General features: G+C 34.9%; 16 protein-coding genes. 12 read left to right on the forward strand and 4 right to left on the reverse strand.

The window, feature by feature from the left end; translation table 11 throughout:
• Positions 1–13: 13 nt before the first annotated feature.
• On the reverse strand, positions 14–1096 hold the full coding sequence (locus HM983_RS10005) for an acyltransferase family protein (protein ID WP_179345269.1): 1083 nt from the start codon (positions 1094–1096) through the stop codon (positions 14–16).
• 75 nt (positions 1097–1171) lie between these two features.
• Positions 1172–1552: a bacillithiol system redox-active protein YtxJ gene (gene ytxJ, locus HM983_RS10010; RefSeq protein ID WP_179345270.1), complete on the reverse strand. Its 381-nt coding sequence runs from the start codon at positions 1550–1552 to the stop codon at positions 1172–1174.
• A 263-nt stretch (positions 1553–1815) separates the two neighbouring features.
• Between ytxJ and clpB the strand changes: the two genes are divergently transcribed.
• The 5 genes from clpB (at position 1816) to HM983_RS10035 (ending at position 7003) form a co-directional block, all read left to right on the forward strand.
• A complete protein-coding gene (gene clpB, locus HM983_RS10015) occupies positions 1816–4422 on the forward strand; it encodes an ATP-dependent chaperone ClpB (protein ID WP_179345271.1) in 2607 nt (868 codons plus the stop codon).
• A gap of 162 nt (positions 4423–4584) precedes the next feature.
• Positions 4585–4983: a hypothetical protein gene (locus HM983_RS10020; protein ID WP_179345272.1), complete on the forward strand. Its 399-nt coding sequence runs from the start codon at positions 4585–4587 to the stop codon at positions 4981–4983.
• A 288-nt stretch (positions 4984–5271) separates the two neighbouring features.
• Entirely contained in the window at positions 5272–5934 is a 663-nt protein-coding gene (deoC, locus tag HM983_RS10025; protein ID WP_179345273.1) for a deoxyribose-phosphate aldolase, read from the forward strand.
• A gap of 82 nt (positions 5935–6016) precedes the next feature.
• Positions 6017–6469 (forward strand): nuclear transport factor 2 family protein, encoded by a 453-nt coding sequence (locus tag HM983_RS10030; protein ID WP_179345274.1) that lies wholly within the window; start codon positions 6017–6019, stop codon positions 6467–6469.
• Between the two features lie 15 nt (positions 6470–6484).
• Positions 6485–7003 (forward strand): SixA phosphatase family protein, encoded by a 519-nt coding sequence (locus HM983_RS10035; protein ID WP_179345275.1) that lies wholly within the window; start codon positions 6485–6487, stop codon positions 7001–7003.
• Here the strand turns inward: HM983_RS10035 and HM983_RS10040 are convergent.
• A complete protein-coding gene (locus HM983_RS10040) occupies positions 6989–7753 on the reverse strand; it encodes a DUF6503 family protein (protein WP_179345276.1) in 765 nt (254 codons plus the stop codon). The genes HM983_RS10035 and HM983_RS10040 overlap by 15 nt on opposite strands.
• Positions 7754–7908: 155 nt before the next feature.
• Between HM983_RS10040 and smpB the strand changes: the two genes are divergently transcribed.
• From smpB to HM983_RS10060, 4 genes are all read left to right on the forward strand, one after another.
• Positions 7909–8367: an SsrA-binding protein SmpB gene (gene smpB, locus HM983_RS10045; protein ID WP_179345277.1), complete on the forward strand. Its 459-nt coding sequence runs from the start codon at positions 7909–7911 to the stop codon at positions 8365–8367.
• A gap of 157 nt (positions 8368–8524) precedes the next feature.
• Complete coding sequence (locus HM983_RS10050; RefSeq protein WP_179345278.1) at positions 8525–10990, forward strand: DUF5686 and carboxypeptidase regulatory-like domain-containing protein; 2466 nt, start codon at positions 8525–8527, stop codon at positions 10988–10990.
• 61 nt (positions 10991–11051) lie between these two features.
• Positions 11052–11573, forward strand: coding sequence for a hypothetical protein (locus tag HM983_RS10055; RefSeq protein ID WP_179345279.1), 522 nt, complete (start codon positions 11052–11054; stop codon positions 11571–11573).
• 209 nt (positions 11574–11782) lie between these two features.
• Entirely contained in the window at positions 11783–13615 is a 1833-nt protein-coding gene (locus HM983_RS10060; RefSeq protein ID WP_179345280.1) for a Xaa-Pro dipeptidyl-peptidase, read from the forward strand.
• A gap of 5 nt (positions 13616–13620) precedes the next feature.
• On the opposite strand, the gene HM983_RS10065 is transcribed toward HM983_RS10060, so the two are convergent.
• Positions 13621–14262: a protein-L-isoaspartate(D-aspartate) O-methyltransferase gene (locus tag HM983_RS10065; RefSeq protein ID WP_179345281.1), complete on the reverse strand. Its 642-nt coding sequence runs from the start codon at positions 14260–14262 to the stop codon at positions 13621–13623.
• A gap of 153 nt (positions 14263–14415) precedes the next feature.
• Here HM983_RS10065 and HM983_RS10070 point away from each other — a divergent pair, with 153 nt between their 5' ends.
• The 3 genes from HM983_RS10070 to HM983_RS10080 all read left to right on the forward strand — a co-directional run bounded on the left by HM983_RS10070 (position 14416) and on the right by HM983_RS10080 (position 17689).
• On the forward strand, positions 14416–15375 hold the full coding sequence (locus tag HM983_RS10070; RefSeq protein WP_179345282.1) for a Gfo/Idh/MocA family protein: 960 nt from the start codon (positions 14416–14418) through the stop codon (positions 15373–15375).
• A gap of 81 nt (positions 15376–15456) precedes the next feature.
• Entirely contained in the window at positions 15457–16347 is an 891-nt protein-coding gene (locus tag HM983_RS10075) for a 3-hydroxyacyl-CoA dehydrogenase family protein (RefSeq protein WP_179345283.1), read from the forward strand.
• A gap of 103 nt (positions 16348–16450) precedes the next feature.
• Positions 16451–17689, forward strand: coding sequence for a DUF1015 domain-containing protein (locus HM983_RS10080; RefSeq protein ID WP_179345284.1), 1239 nt, complete (start codon positions 16451–16453; stop codon positions 17687–17689).
• Positions 17690–17731: the final 42 nt, after the last annotated feature.

Genomic DNA, 17731 nt, shown 5'->3' on the forward strand with positions numbered 1-17731 from the left:
TCTTCATACTAGACTAATTTTCATTAATTCTATTTTCACTTTTAGTTGGATTAGCTTTATAAAAAAATTTCGCTATAGGTGTCTTCTTTAATTTTATTTTACCTAATTCCACAATTCTTGAACTTGCTGAAATCAAATATTTGTGAGGAAAATAATAAGCTATTATTATTGAGCCTAAAGTTGCGAATATGCTCAAAATATACATAAAAATCCATCCGCTTCTAGAAACATCCAAAAGTCTGCATATTTGATAAATTATAAAAAATAATGGCCAGTGGACAATGAAGAAAATAAAAGTTCTTTGTCCAATCCATATGAGCGGTTTCCATGTTATATACTTAAATATTATCAATATTGAACTTATGGCCAAAACACAGTTAATAAAATAAATCCAATAGGAACCATATCTTAATTCATTAAAGTGAACATGAACATAACTCGTCATAAAAATAGAAGATAATAGTGTTACTAAAATGACAGGTATTTTGTAATTGCTTATTTTAGTAATCACTTTTTTCTTTCTGTATAAATAACCCAATAATGAGAATGAAATCCCTAAAGGCAAAGCTTGATGTGCACCTAAATTAAGATTTGGAAAATAAAAACTTTGTGCCCAACCAACACATACAAAAGCTATTATAGATAGTCCTATCAGCTTATAACTTAATTTAACAATAAAACTTATAATTACTTTCACAAAAAATAAAGACAAAAGAAACCAAAGAGGAGGATTTCCTAAGGTCATACCAGATTTTATTAAGTAAAGAAATGGTTTTGCAATTATTACAAAAATAGATTCACCACTTCGAATTAGGCCTGGAAGTGTAAAAATGTATCCTATTAATGTGCCTATCACCAAAAGAAAAATCAACGGGCTCAAAGAAACTTTGAACATTTTTCTAAAGGAATAGCTGTCATTATGAACATAACCCGATTTAAAATAAAACCAAGGCATTAAAAAGTAAAAGAAATTCAGTGCATTTTTATAGATTTCTGTATCAGAGAGTTTTGCCCACTGCGCAGCATGATATAAAATAATGAGAATAATTAATATTCCTGATATAATATCCAGCGATACATCTCTTTTTTTTATCATAATAAAAAGGCCTACTCTATTTATGCTAAATAAATATCATAAATTTTTAATGATAGATAGAAAAAATCCTATAAACTACATAATAAACCTATTTAAGTCCAAATCATTAATAGCACCATGACTGGCATGTGCTACTGCTACTCCATTTTTAATAACTAAAAGCTGAGGTGACTCGTGCATTACCTGAAACCGATAACCCACTTCGTTCGAAACTTCACGATGATTGAGCAAATCAAGGTAGTATAAGTCTGCATTAATATCTATATCGTAAGTTGCCACAAATTGGTTCATGACCATACGACTTATACCACATCGTGTAGAATGTTTGAAAATTAATTGCGTTGTAGCTTTAGATTTTTCGACAATATCTTCTATTTGAGTTTTACTTGCCAATGTAATCCAAGGCAATATCTTCTCTTCTTTTGGCTCCGATGAACCGAATAATTTTTTAAACATATAAAGATTTTATAATGAGTAATTTTAATTAATCATTTTTGTTTTCGCGCTAGGTCAAAACAAAAACACAATCTTACTAACCGACAAAAAGTCACGTTATCACTAGGCTAAACAGACATATTGTCTTAAAATATTTTAATAACCAAATTGGTAAGATTATTGACTAAAGATAATCAAAACAATATAAAAAAATTTCATTTAAAGCGTTAATTGAGAATCTCTAAAGAATTCTTAGACGTTAAGAAATACAAAATATAAAACATATGAATTTTAATAATTATACCATTAAATCACAAGAAGCTATACAGCAGGCACAGCAACTTGCTCAGAGCTTTGGACATCAACAAATTGAAAACGAGCATATATTCAAAGCGCTTTTCAATGTTGATGAGAATGTATTACCATTTCTTTTGAAAAAATTGAATGTCAATGTATCTATACTTCAACAAGTTTTAGATAAGGAACTAGAGAGTTTTTCTAAAGTAACTGGTGGCGAAATAATGTTGTCGCGTGAGGGAAGTAAATCCTTGAATGAAGCATCAATTATCGCCAAAAAGATGAACGATGATTACGTATCCATTGAGCACTTAGTTTTAGCCATCTTTAAATCTAAAAGTAAAATCGCGCAGATCCTAAAAGACCAAAGCGTCACAGAAAAAGGACTAAATGCAGCAATCGAAGAATTGCGAAAGGGAGATCGAGTTACATCTCAGAGTCAAGAAGAAACATATAATTCCTTAAATAAGTACGCCAAAAATTTGAACCAATTGGCACAAGACGGAAAATTAGATCCAGTTATTGGTCGTGATGAGGAAATTAGAAGAATACTTCAAATTCTATCACGTCGTACCAAGAACAATCCAATTTTAGTCGGTGAGCCTGGTACTGGTAAAACTGCGATTGCAGAAGGGTTGGCACATAGAATTATTGATGGTGACATACCTGAAAACTTAAAGGACAAACAAATTTTCGCTTTAGATATGGGAGCACTTATAGCTGGTGCCAAATATAAAGGTGAGTTTGAAGAACGTTTAAAAGCGGTTATAAAAGAAGTGACCACAAGTGAAGGTGACATCGTATTATTTATCGATGAGATACACACACTCGTTGGTGCAGGTGGCGGACAAGGAGCAATGGATGCTGCTAATATTTTGAAACCAGCTTTAGCCCGTGGCGAACTGCGTGCCATTGGTGCAACTACCCTAGACGAATACCAAAAGTATTTTGAGAAAGACAAAGCTTTGGAGCGTCGTTTTCAGAAAGTTGCCGTGAACGAACCTGATACCGAAAGTGCTATTTCAATTTTACGTGGTATCAAAGAAAAATACGAAACACACCATAAAGTTAGAATTAAAGACGAAGCGATTATTGGAGCCGTAGAACTTTCTAACCGTTATATAACCAATAGATTTCTTCCGGATAAAGCCATTGACCTTATGGATGAGGCGGCTTCCAAATTAAGAATGGAAATCAACTCTAAGCCAGAAGAATTGGATGTTCTCGACCGAAAAATCATGCAACTAGAGATTGAAATTGAGGCCATTAAACGTGAAAAAGATGAAACCAAACTCAAATCTTTAAAAGCAGATTTAGCAAATCTAAAAGAAGAACGTAATGAGCTCAATGCCAAATGGAAGAGCGAAAAAGAATTGGTAGATAATATCCAAAATACAAAACAGGATATTGAAAACTACAAACTTGAAGCGGAACGCGCTGAGCGAGAAGGTGATTACGGAAAAGTGGCTGAAATCCGATACGGAAAAATTAAAGAGGCGACGGAAAAACTTGAAGGCTTCCAACAACAATTATCAGAGCAGCAGGACAACTCGATGATCAAAGAGGAAGTCACTTACGAAGATATTGCAGATGTTGTTGCCAAATGGACAGGTATTCCTGTAACCAAAATGATACAAAGCGAACGTGAAAAATTGTTACAACTTGAAGATGAGTTGCACAAGCGTGTCGTAGGACAAGAAGAAGCTATTGAAGCCGTGAGTGATGCTGTAAGACGAAGCAGAGCTGGACTCCAAAATCCACAAAAACCAATTGGAACGTTTTTATTCTTGGGTACTACTGGTGTAGGTAAAACAGAGTTGGCAAAAGCACTTGCAGAATACCTCTTTGATGATGAAAGTGCAATGACGCGAATAGATATGAGTGAGTATCAAGAACGTCACGCGGTAAGTAGATTGGTTGGTGCACCTCCAGGATACGTGGGCTACGATGAAGGAGGTCAGTTGACTGAAGCTGTAAGACGTAAACCTTATTCGGTAGTGCTTTTGGATGAAATTGAAAAAGCGCATCCAGATACTTTCAACATTTTGTTGCAGGTTTTGGATGAAGGACGATTAACGGACAACAAAGGTAGAATTGCAGATTTCAAAAATACTATCATTATTATGACTTCAAATATGGGAAGTGATATTATTCAACAGCGTTTTGAAGCTACAAAAGATATTCCTTCAGCAATAGAAGCGGCTAAAGTGGAAGTTTTAGGTGTATTGAAACAAACGGTTAGGCCGGAATTTTTAAATCGAATCGACGACACCATTATGTTTACCCCTTTATCTGAAAAAGATATAGTTAAGATTGTTGGTCTTCAGCTTAAAAATGTCACTAAAATGATTGGTCAGCAAGGTATTACTTTCGATGCCACACCAGAAGCGAAGGCTTATTTAGCTAATAAAGGTTACAATCCAGAATATGGTGCGAGACCAGTAAAACGAGTGATTCAAAAAGAAGTCCTCAATCAGCTGAGTAAAGAAATTTTAGCAGGAAAAGTGACAACGGATAGCATTATCCTTCTCGATGAATTTGACGGTCAATTGGTGTTTAGAAACCAAGGAGATTTAGTTAGTGAAGATTTATAAATAAATGTAATAGACTGTAACAAACTATTATAAAAACAGTCTATAGATTGATTGGTTGGTTAAAAGCAGCACAAGGTTTAAGAAATTATAACATGTGCTGCTTTTTTATTTCAAAAACAGAAATATTATATTTTATACCTTACGATAATTAATCCGACCAAAATGGGCATTATTAAATATTACGACTTTAAAGATTCAGAATGTTTCATTTTTGATGAGTTCATTATCAACCAAATTAAAGAAGGTGTGGTCATAGAACCTCATCATAACGATAAGCTGAACGAAGTTATTCAAGAACATTTCAGTGGCAAAGACATGGTTTATGTGTCAAATAGGGTAAAATCTTATTCAGTAAATCCTTTGGTATATCCGGAAACTAAACAAATTCCGAATCTAATAGCTATAGCGATGATTCCCCTAACTGAAACTATGCGAAAAAGCGCTCAATATGAAAAACAATTCTTTGACAAACCCTATCAAATTTTTGATTCTTTAAGCAAAGCCATTCAGTGGGTGCACCAAATACTGAATGAAAAAGTGACAAAAGACAAACTAAATTAGTTTTAACCGTCGTACAAAACGCCCTACATCTAGGGTAAATTGATTGCATAAATCTTAACCATGCAATCATGTATAATTATTTCATATTGAAATAGCTACGAAGTTATTAACAATTATTCGACAAAATACATGATAAAATTTTGTTATAAAGCAGCATTTTAACGGATAAATATATACTTTTGTCTAGCTATTTAATTCCAACTTTTACATTAATAATATAAATTCTATTTGATAATTCTCAAATAATCGGAATTGTCATGTTTAATTTTAAAAAAAGCCTACTTCCCAATGGAATTGAATAGATATATAGATCATACCCTTTTAAAAGCATCTGCTACTGAGGCAGATATTCTTAAACTCTGTAAAGAAGCCATTAAATACCAATTTTGCGCAGTTTGTATAAATAGCGATTATGTACATATTGCAAAACAAGCTTTAGAAAAATCGGAGATAAAAATTTGCTCAGTCATTGGCTTCCCTTTAGGAGCAATGTCTACAGAAGCAAAAATTCATGAAGCCAAAACAGCTATAGATCAAGGAGCTTCAGAAATAGATATGGTAATGAATATTGGCCGTTTAAAAAGCAAAAATCATGTGGCAGTTTTAAAAGATATCAGCGATGTGAAACGTGCCATCGGCAAAATTCCTTTAAAAGTTATACTTGAAATAAGCGACCTATCTAAAAATGAAATCGTTAAAGCTTGTGAAATTTGTATTGATGCAAATGCTGATTTTGTTAAAACCTCAACCGGATTTTCTAAAAGTGGAGCCACACTAACCGCTGTAAAAATTATGAGAAAATCAGTGAAGAATAAATTGAAAGTAAAAGCCTCAGGCGGAATTAATGATGCCGAAACTGCCTTAAAATATGTTGAAGTTGGCGTGGATAGAATTGGTACATCTTCTGGAGTTAATATAATGACAGAATATATGACAAACTTAGCTTCTTAATAAACTTATTATTTAACAAACTTTTTCATAAGCACGCAAAATTTCTATCCTATATTTGATAATCAACCAAAAATGCTTGATTATGAAATCTATTCTGTCGATTGTTCTGCTAAGTTTTTGTTTTTTATCATTTTCACAAACATCTTCGGACGAAGAACTTATAAAAGCAACACTCAACAACTATATCGAAGGCTTTTATCAAGGTGACACCCTCAAATTACAGTCCGCATTAAAACCAAAATTATATAAATTTGGTTATTGGAAAAATAAAGACACTGGAGCATATGAATTTTCCAATCAAATGACTTACGATAGAGCTATTGCCTATGCCAAGAATGTTCTAGAAAAAAAACAACAGAAGGGAAGTGATGTAATCAGGAAAATAGAGATTTTAGATGTGGGCAATCACATTGCTGCTGGTAAAGTTACGGCTTGGTGGGGAATTGATTATATGCTATTATCAAAAGACAATGGCAAATGGATGATAGAACAGGTAATCTGGGAAGGGCCTCTGGAAAAATCGCATACCAACTAATAATTGTTATATGTCATGAAAAAACTCATCGTAATTCTTCTCATTTCAATGGTTGCTTTTCCATCTTGTGCACAGAAAAAAGACAAAGATAAAGACGAGGCAACATCAACCTATTATTTAATAAGACATGCTGAAAAAGATCGCTCTGATGAATCCAATCGCAATCCGAACTTGAAAGATGAAGGCTTACAACGTGCAGAAAACTGGGCTAAACATTTTGAGGATATAAAATTTGACGCAGTGTATTCTACAGATTACAATCGTACCAAACAAACTGCTATGCCAACAGCAACAGCAAACAATGTGAATTTACAGTTTTACAATCCTAGTAATATTAATTTTGAGGAATTCTTAGCTAAAACTAAAGGACAGACCGTATTGATTGTTGGTCACAGTAACACCACTCCGATGTTTACCAACGGGCTTTTGGGCGAGAAAAAATATGAGGACATGTCAGACGATGATAATTCTAGACTCTTCAAAGTCATAATAGCAAAAAACAAGAAAACCTCAGAAGTTTCAGTTGTTGAGTAAATCTACGGTAACGTCGTTAAGCTGTATAGTAGAAAGTAGAGTAAGCTTATCGGCTTCAAACGCTTTTCCCATTTCGGTAAGTGAAACGGATTTATCCTCGGTTTTATAATTATTATAATCCACAAAACGTAAACCATTAATATACCGTTCATTATACGCTTTTCTAAATCGCATGCCTTTGCCGTCCGATTCATTATATGAGTAAGCTAAATATTCTAACTTAAAAGTTTCTTGATTAATCCAATAAATAAATTCATCTTCATAATCTTCACCACCACCAGTTTCACTGAAGGTCACTTTTATTTTATGATAGGCATGATTATCGATGCGCTCCTCCCCTATTAATTCCTTTTTAACAGCTTTGTCATTAAGACCATATGGTAAAACTGAAAAATAATGAACGGAATTTACCGAGGCTGTATAATTGCTTGCAATAGAATCTTCCAACACAGCAACTTCATCATTTATAAAACGTCTAAAGCCATCGTTGGTGAGGACATCAAAAATTGAGTCGTTACTATTTTCTACCGCAGCTCTCAATAACAAAAAATCTCCGTTGTTCCTTTTGGCTGCATAAGACTTGTCTCTAAATTTAAATCCTATATCCGAATTTCCAAACTTCTCACCTCCAGAAACTTCAATGGATTTATCAATAATTTGATTAGCAGTAAGAATTTCAACCTGTGAATCGTTTTTATTTTTACAACCCAGAATCGTGAAAGCGACAAAAACAACAATCAAATATTTCATATTTATACTTTTGAATAGGAAGTCGCAAAGTTAACCAATCATTACACTTAACAATAAAATAAGATCAGTCAATTGTTATGTTTTTACAATGATGTTTCTAAAACTTCAAGCTTACTTCTTCAAACTTCAGACTTACTTTCATACCTTTGCTATACATGCAAAACAAGGTCAACATTCTCAATAAAAAAGCACGATTCCAATATGAGATATTGGATAAATATACTGCAGGAATTGTACTAACTGGCACGGAAATCAAATCCATTAGAGCCAGCAAAGCATCTATTGCCGAAGGTTTTTGTGAATTTAATGAACATGGTGAGCTTTTTGTTATTAACATGACGGTCGAAGAATATAAATACGGTACGCACTACAACCATAGACCTAAGCAAGAACGCAAATTACTGCTGAACAAAAGGGAGTTGAAAAAGCTCGAAAAAGAGGTGAACATAAAGGGAAATGCAATTATCCCTACACGCTTATTTCTTAACGATAGAGGTCTGGCAAAACTTGAAATTGCGCTTGCCAAGGGTAAAAAACTTTACGACAAACGCGAAACCATCAAAGACCGAGATAACAAGCGAAACTTAGACCGCATTAAAAAAATCTATAACTAAAATTTAAGATAGTTATAACTTCTACCCATTCATTTTTATTCTATGTTTGAAACGGTATTGGCAACTAATTGATCAAGAACGGTATCTTTATCAATATAGTAGCAGCATTAATTCACATCAATAAAAAATATTCGCTTTAAACAATCAATCATCAAAAATGATAAAAAAATCGCTCTTTGCATTTCTATTAATATTCTCATCTTTAGCTTCAGCACAAATTGTAGGTACTGTAACTGACACCAATAGCGAACCGCTTCCTTTCGTCAACATCCTAATAGAGAATACCTATAAAGGCACTACTACTAATGACGATGGTTATTACGAACTCAATATTATAGAGCCCAACACCTACACCGTTGTATTCACATATCTTGGTTACAAAACTTTAAAAAGGACGGTAACTATAAGTAAGTTTCCATACGTCTTAAACGCTACCTTAAAAGAAGAGTCTGTCTCGCTCAATGAAGTTGTGGTTAATTCCGAGGAAAATCCCGCAAATATAATTATGCGTCAGGCTATTGAAAAAAGAAAGGAAAATCTTGAGAAAATTAAATCTTTTAATGCTGATTTTTATTCACGTGGACTTATCAGAATCAAGGATGCTCCAGAAAAAATTCTAGGTCAAGAAGTTGGTGATTTTGATGGTGCATTAGACTCAACACGAACAGGTATTTTGTATTTATCTGAAACAATATCAAAAATTCAATATTTACAACCCGATAAATTGAAGGAAAAAGTAACTGCAAGTAAAGTAAGCGGTGACGATAACGGCTTCAGTTTCAACAGTGCATTGGATGTTGATTTTAATTTTTATAATAATACGATTGAATTTGGCAGCGAAATGGTGTCTCCAATTGCCAATAACGCTTTTAGCTATTACCGTTACAAGCTTGATGGTGTTTTTTATGACGAACGCGGAAATCTTATTAATAAAATAAATGTGATCCCAAGACGGGAAAACGATCCTGTTTTCTCAGGCTTTATCTATATCGTTGAAGACCAATGGACCATCTATGCTCTAGAATTGGATATTACTGGAGCACAAGCGAGGATTCCAGCAGCAGATCTCATTTCGTTAAAACAAAGTTTTTCATATTCTGAAAAAGAGAATATCTGGCCAATAATCTCACAAAGTATCGACTTTAAATATGGCCTATTTGGGTTTAATGGCGATGGCAGATTTACAGCTGTCTACAGTAATTATGAATTTAATTTAGGACTCACAAAAAAAGATTTTGGAAGAGAATTAGTAGCTGTTGAAGCAGAAGCCAATAAAAAAGATTCCCTTTTCTGGAATACCATAAGACCTGTACCACTTACGGACGAAGAGCGTACGGATTACATTAAAAAAGATAGCATCCAATTAGTCAGAGAATCTAAACCCTATCTAGATTCAATAGACCGTGCCAATAACAAATTTAAATTAGGCGATATTTTAGGCTATACCTATCAAAACTCTCATAAGGATTTTAGGCTCGGTTATGATATTCCGTTAGGTGGAGTACAGTTTAACACCGTTCAAGGTTACAGCGCAAATGCCAATATTTTTTTTACTAAAAACTATGATGAATTTAGACGCTACTTTAGGGCTAACGCATCCTTACAATATGGATTTTCTGATGACCGTTTAAGAGCCGCGGGTTCCTTAAGTTATAAGTTTAATAATACAAGTCGACGGTTTCTCACATTGTCTGGAGGAGTTAGCACAGCACAGTTTAATCCTTCAAACCCTATAACACCACTCATTAATTCTGTGAGCACATTGTTTTTCGAAGATAATTACATGAAAATTTATGACCGTAGTTTTATTCAGCTCAATTATTCCGAAGAACTATTCAATGGTTTTAGACTATATGCAGGTGTAAGTTACGAGAGACGAAAAGCTCTATTTAATACTACAGATCAAGTCTATATAAATCAAGATAATGATGTGTACACCAGCAACAACCCCTTAAATGAAAGTGCATTTGGCATTGCTCCTTTTGAAACACACAATATTATAAAAGTAAATGTAACAGCACAGATCAATTTTGGTCAAGAATATTTAAGCTATCCCGATAGTAAATTCAATGTTGGTAACGAGGATTACCCAACCCTATTATTAGGTTATGAAAAAGGTTTGGGTGCCACAAATAGCGATTATAATTTTGATCAAATCAAAGCAAGCTTATACCAAACGTTCAGCATTAAGGATAAAGGGCGATTTAGATATAATCTAAAAGGCGGCAAGTTTGCCAATGCAAAAAACCTAGCATTTATGGATTACCAACATTTTAACGGTAATCAAACCCACGTGAGCACTGAAGGTAACTACACCAATGTTTTTAATAATTTAGACTATTATTCAATGAGCACACAAGATGCTTATTTTGAAGGTCACATAGAGCATGACTTTAATGGCTTTATTTTAGGAAAAATTCCATTGTTAAATAAACTGAATTTTAATTTAGTGGTTGGCGCACACCTTTTGTCAACACCAGAGAATAATCCCTATCAAGAATATTCCGTTGGTTTGGATAATATAGGTTGGGGGAAATTTCGTTTCTTACGAGTGGATTACATTCGTTCATATCAAAGCGGGTTTCAAAGTGATGCGATTTTGTTTGGTTTGAAATTCTTTTAACTTTAATGCTTAATCATTGCCGGACAGTTAGTATCACATTAGTAAAACAAATACTTTTAAAATGAAAAAACTAATATTAGCGTTTATGTTTGCCTCATTCTTCTTAAGTGCTCAAGAAGAAACTAAAGACTATACTAAAAACGTAGCCACAATAGACAGCACTATCGAAACACTCTACACGGTAATTTCTGGTGATAAAGGTTTTGAGCGCAATTGGGATTTATTCAAACATTTGTTTCATGCAAATGCAAAGTTAATTGCAACAGGAAAAAACGAAGATGGGAAAACCGTAGTACGCTACATGAGCCCAGATGACTACATCAACACATCTGGCAAATGGTTGGTCGAAAATGGTTTTCACGAAGTAGAAATCAATCGAGAAGTTCAAACATTTGGTCATATTACTCAAGTTTTTAGCACTTACGAATCTTTCAGAACTAAAACAGATGACCAACCATTTATGCGAGGTATCAATAGCATTCAACTATTAAACGATGGAGAGCGTTGGTGGATCATCAATATTTATTGGATGCAAGAATCTGAAGAATTCCCCATTCCAAAAGCATACTTACCGCAGCAGTAATAACTGCGAAGTCAGGAATCCACATTCAGTTGTACCAAATAAAGGATTTTGCATCATCTGCGGAATAACAAAAAGAGAAATAAACACAGTTTGACTAAATTAATTGCGCAACATCACTCAAACTCACTATTAAGTTTAAACAATTCTTAAACAGATTTTAAATCTAAAATTAAGTCCGTATTTTTAAAAAGTACAAAAACCGTCATAACATGAAACCCACATTAAAAACTTATAATACATTAATTCTAGCTTTAGCAATTTCAATATCTAGTTTTGCTCAAGACGTAAAACCAGTTTTTAAAAATGGAGAAGCACAGGTTGTTGAGGCCTTTGCAAATCCTGAAAACTGGATCCGTCACGATTTATGGGTAGAAACCAATTTTGACACCGATGGAGATGGTGAACTAGATAGAATGCACGTGGATGTCACGCGCCCAAAACAAACCGAGACCGAAGGATTAAAACTACCTATCGTTTATGAATCTAGTCCGTATTATGCAGGTGTTGCAGGAGACGTCCCAGGAGTAATGTGGAACGTAAAACATGAACTTGGTGAAACCACCAAAGAACGCACACATCCTGAAGTACAACGTCGTGGGAAGAGACCGATTATTTCAAATTCGCAAGTAAGAACTTGGGTGCCACGAGGATATATTGTGGTACATTCATCATCGCCAGGCACAGGATTATCAGATGGTGCGCCAACTATTGGTGGCCCAAATGAATCTTTAGCACCAAAATTTGTTATCGATTGGCTGTGCGGTCGAGCCAAAGGTTATACGGAACGAAATGGAAATGAAGAGGTCAAAGCATTTTGGTCAACAGGAAAAGTGGGCATGACAGGAACCTCATATAATGGAACAATTCCTCTAGCCGCTGCTACAACAGGTGTAGACGGTTTGGAAGCCATTATTCCTGTAGCACCTAACACTTCGTATTATCATTACTATCGCTCTAACGGTTTAGTACGTTCGCCAGGTGGTTATTTGGGAGAGGATATCGATGTACTATATGATTTTGTGCATAGCGGAGAGGAAGCAAACAGACCATACAATAATAAAATGGTCAGAGACACTGAGATGATGCAAGGTATGGATCGCATCACAGGAGATTACAACGACTTTTGGGCAGGTCGAGATTACCTCAATCAAATGGAGGACATGGAAGCAGCATTGCTAATGTCACATGGTTTTAACGATTGGAATGTGATGCCAGAGCACAGCTACCGCATTTATAAGGCTGCAAAAGAAAAAGGACTTCCTGTTCAGATTTATTACCACCAAAATGGTCATGGAGGCCCACCACCACTGTCAATGATGAACCGATGGTTTACAAAATATTTACACGGTGTGGACAATGGTGTAGAAGATGAAGAAAACAAAGCCTATATTGTAAGAGAAGATGATAACAGACAAGAACCAACAGCATACAAAGATTACCCAAATCCTGATGCTGAAAACGTCGTACTCAATTTAACCAAAGGTGGAAATTCAGCTGGTGGGCTAACAACTAAATCATCAAATGCCGATTTTGAAAAATTGAAAGATGATGTGAGTTTTTCCGGGAAAGATTTAGCAACAGTAACAGAATCTAACAATCGCTTATTGTATGTTACCAATACCTTGAAAAAAGACCTACACATTTCAGGTGTACCAAAAGTGAGTATTACCTTGGCAAGCAATAAACCATCGGCTAATTTATCCGTCTGGTTGGTATCATTGCCGTGGCAAGAAGGTGATGATGTAAAAATCACAGATAATATTATTACACGTGGTTGGGCTGATCCAAAAAACCATACATCTCTGACGGACGAAGAACCTCTCGTCGCAGGCGAATATTACACTATGAATTTCGATTTACAACCCGATGACCAAATCATCAAAAAAGGCCAGCAAATTGGATTGATGATATTTTCAAGCGACCAAGAATTTACACTGCATCCAAAAGCAGGAACGGAATTGACCATTCAGCTTGATAAAACAAATTTAACTTTGCCTGTTGTTGGTGGTATGAAGAGTTTTGAGAGTGTCGTAGAAGAATAAGATTTTTAATTCTTATCTTCAAGCAAAGGCACAAACCGAAATTCACCAAACTCGTGCTGTTCAAATTCCTTAGGACCTTTTCTAATAAAAAGTGTCATGGTTTGTACATTGTCACCAACAGGGATAACTAGACGTCCATCAATCTTAAGTTGGCCCAATAATGGGTTTGGCACAAACGGAGCACCAGCAGTAACTATGATACTGTCAAATGGAGCTTCTTCAGGCATGCCTTTATAACCGTCACCAAAAATCATTTTTTTAGGTCGATAACCAATTTTTGGAAGAAATTTAGATGTTTTCTTAAATAATTCCTGTTGACGCTCAATAGAATATACCTTTGCACCCAATTCTAAAAGCACAGCAGTTTGATACCCACTTCCCGTCCCAATTTCCAACACTTTGTCACCCGATTTTATTTCTAGCAATTCAGATTGAAAGGCAACAGTATAAGGTTGAGAAATCGTTTGGTCGGCAGCAATAGGGAACGCTTTATCTTGATATGCATGGTCTATAAAACCAGAATCCATAAACAAATGCCGTGGAATCTTACCTATTGCATTTAAAACGTTTTCATCTTTAATCCCCTTTTTAATGAGTGTATCAACGAGTTTTTGCCGCATCCCTTGATGCTTAAATGTATCTTTCAAAGCGTAGTTTAGTTTCTGCTAAATTAATTGAAAGAACGGCAAGTTCAAAACTCAAATTTCAAACTTTCCTTAATTATTGAATCCACAGTATTTTATATTTTCTTTTTTAATTGTTTAATACAAAACGACTATTTTTGTTAAAAACTGAAAAACATGCTAAAAGCTGGTGTTCTTGGTGCTGGTCACCTTGGTAAAATTCATCTAAGACTTCTTAATCAATCCAACAAATATAATCTTGTAGGTTTTTACGATGCCGATCCTGAAAATGCAAAACGTGTAGTTGAAGAATTTGGCTACACCTATTTTGATTCAATCGATGAATTAATCGATGCCGTAGATGTGGTAGATATCGTCACTCCTACCCTTTCACATTATGATTGTGCTAAGCAGGCCATCAAAAAAGGTAAACACATTTTTATAGAAAAACCGATTACAAATACGGTGGAAGAGGCAGAAACCATAAGAACCTTAGTAGCCGAGCATGGAGTTAAAGGTCAGGTTGGGCATGTGGAGCGTTTTAATCCTGCTTTTATAGGAGTAAAAGACCAAATAGATAATCCTATGTTTATTGAAACTCATCGTTTGGCAGAGTTCAACCCTCGTGGCACTGACGTTCCTGTAGTTCTGGATTTAATGATACACGATATCGATATTATACTAAGTGTGGTGAATTCCCCCGTGAAACATATTTCAGCGAGTGGAGTTTCCGTAGTTAGTGAAACACCAGATATTGCCAACGCACGTATTGAGTTCAAAAACGGTTGTGTGGCAAATTTAACGGCTAGTCGAATTTCTTTAAAAAACATGCGCAAAACACGGTTTTTCCAAAAAGATGCATATATCTCTGTTGATTTTCTTGAAAAGAAATGTGAAGTCGTAAAAATGAAAAACGCACCAGAAAACCCAGGTGATTTTGACATGATTCTTCAAAATGCAGAAGGTATAAAAAAGCAGATCTATTTTGACAATCCCGAAATCGCAAACAACAATGCCATTTTAGATGAACTCGAAACCTTTGCGGATGCCATTAACAACAATACAAAGCCAATTGTAACATTGCATGATGGTACCGAGGCTTTACGCGTGGCTAACATGATTATTAACCAGTTTTAATTCAAAAAAAAAACGGGAGTCTCATTGTATATACTTAATTAACAGATTCCTGCATTCGCAGGAGTAAAAAGAAAATTTTAAATGAAAAATATAGCAGTAATAGGTGCAGGAACTATGGGAAACGGAATTGCCCACACATTTGCACAATCAGGATTCAAAGTTCAATTAATAGATATAAGTGAAGCATCACTAAATAAGGGAATGGAAACCATTTCTAAAAATCTGGATAGAATGGTCGCTAAAGAAAAAATTTCTGAAGCCAATAAATCCGAAACATTGAACAATATAACAACCCATACCAATGTAGAAAGTGGTGTTGAAAATGTAGAATTGGTTGTTGAGGCAGCCACTGAAAACATAGACTTAAAACTGAAAATATTTAAACAGTTAGACAAAGCTTGTGACAAGGACGCTATTTTAGCAACTAATACTTCATCTATTTCAATCACGCAGATTGCAGCAGCAACTTCTAGACCTGACAAAGTGATTGGTATGCACTTTATGAACCCTGTACCAATTATGAAACTGGTAGAAATCATTCGTGGTTATAATACAAGTGATGAAGTGACCAAGACTATAATGGTTTTGTCAAAAACACTAGGTAAAGTTCCGACAGAGGTTAACGATTACCCAGGTTTTGTTGCTAACCGTATTTTAATGCCAATGCTCAACGAATCTATTGAGACGCTTTACAACGGAGTTGCAGGTGTTGAAGAAATTGATACTGTTATGAAACTAGGCATGGCTCACCCAATGGGACCATTACAATTGGCAGATTTCATCGGTTTGGATGTTTGTCTGTCTATTTTAAATGTTATGTACGACGGTTTTAAAAACCCTAAATACGCTCCATGTCCATTATTAGTCAACATGGTTGCAGCAGGAAAATTAGGAGTAAAATCAGGCGAAGGGTTTTATGATTATTCAGAAAGCCGAAAAGCAGAAAAAATTGCGAAACAGTTTTTGAAGTAAACCAAATCTGTCTTTGCAAGCACACATGACATGGCATTCTCATTAAAATAAATAGACTGCCAGGCTTTTTTATAAACTACTTGCATTGACGCAAACAATAAACATGGCCAAAATTATCCCATTCAAAGCAGTTAAACCAAAAAGGTCTCTCGTTGGGCTTGTCGCCGCTAGACCCTATCAGAGTTATACCAAAAATGAGCGCGAATCACGTTTGGACTATAATCCGTTTAGCTTTTTACATATCGTAAACCCAGGTTACAAATACGACCAGGAAGTGACTGGGGAAGAACGTTACAAACTCGTAAAGAATAGGTATCTGGAATTTAAGGAAGATGGAGTTTTTATTCAAGATGAGAAGCCATCGCTTTATGTATATAAAATCGTGAATCGATACGGCCAGGAATTTAACGGTATAATAGCGGCTGCAAGTGCCGAGGATTATGAAAAAGATATCATCAAAAAACATGAAGATACCATAGCAAATCGTGAACAGACGTTTAAAACCTATCTTAAAACTGTAGGTTTTAATGCAGAACCTGTGCTGTTAACTTATCCTGACAACCATACTATTGAGAACATTATTAAAGACGTTCAAAAAGAATTTGCTGAGTTTGAATTTACTATGACTTATCGAGACACCCACTATTTATGGAAAATAGATGACGGTGAAAAAATAAAAATCATACAGGCTGAATTCGAAAAAATGAGAACCATCTATATAGCAGATGGACATCATCGATCTGCATCCTCCTACTTGTTATACAAAGATGAAAAAGAAGCCAACCCTGATCACAGCGGAGATGAATCTTACAATTATTTTATGTCGTATTTAATCCCTGAATCGGATTTGGTAATTCATGAGTTTAATCGTCTAATTACCGATTTAAATGGTTTGACCAAAGAAGAATTTTTAATAAAATTAGATGAATTATTCCGAATAGAAAACCGAGGTCTGATGCCTTACAATCCATCTAAGCCTCATCACTTTAGCATGTACCTTGATGGTGAGTTTTATTCGCTTTATTTAAGAAAAACCAATTACGAATTTAAAAATGCCTTGGACGAGTTAGATGCTCAAGTACTTTACAAAACAATTTTGGAGCCTATTTTAGGTATTACAGATTTACGAAATGACAGTAGAATTTCTTATGTTAACGGTGAACACGAAATGATCACAATAAAAAGTAGTGTAGACAGCGGAGATTATATAGTAGGCTTTGGAATGTGCCCTTCCAATGTTGGTCAGATGAAACAGATTGCAGATGAGGGTTTAAAAATGCCACCAAAAAGCACCTATATTTTACCAAAACTAAGAAGTGGTATGACCATTTACGAATTTTGACACAACGTGTCGTTCTGAACTTATTTCAGAATTTCAATCAAA

The organism is Winogradskyella ursingii, assembly GCF_013403975.1.
In the GTDB taxonomy this organism is placed as follows: domain Bacteria; phylum Bacteroidota; class Bacteroidia; order Flavobacteriales; family Flavobacteriaceae; genus Winogradskyella; species Winogradskyella ursingii.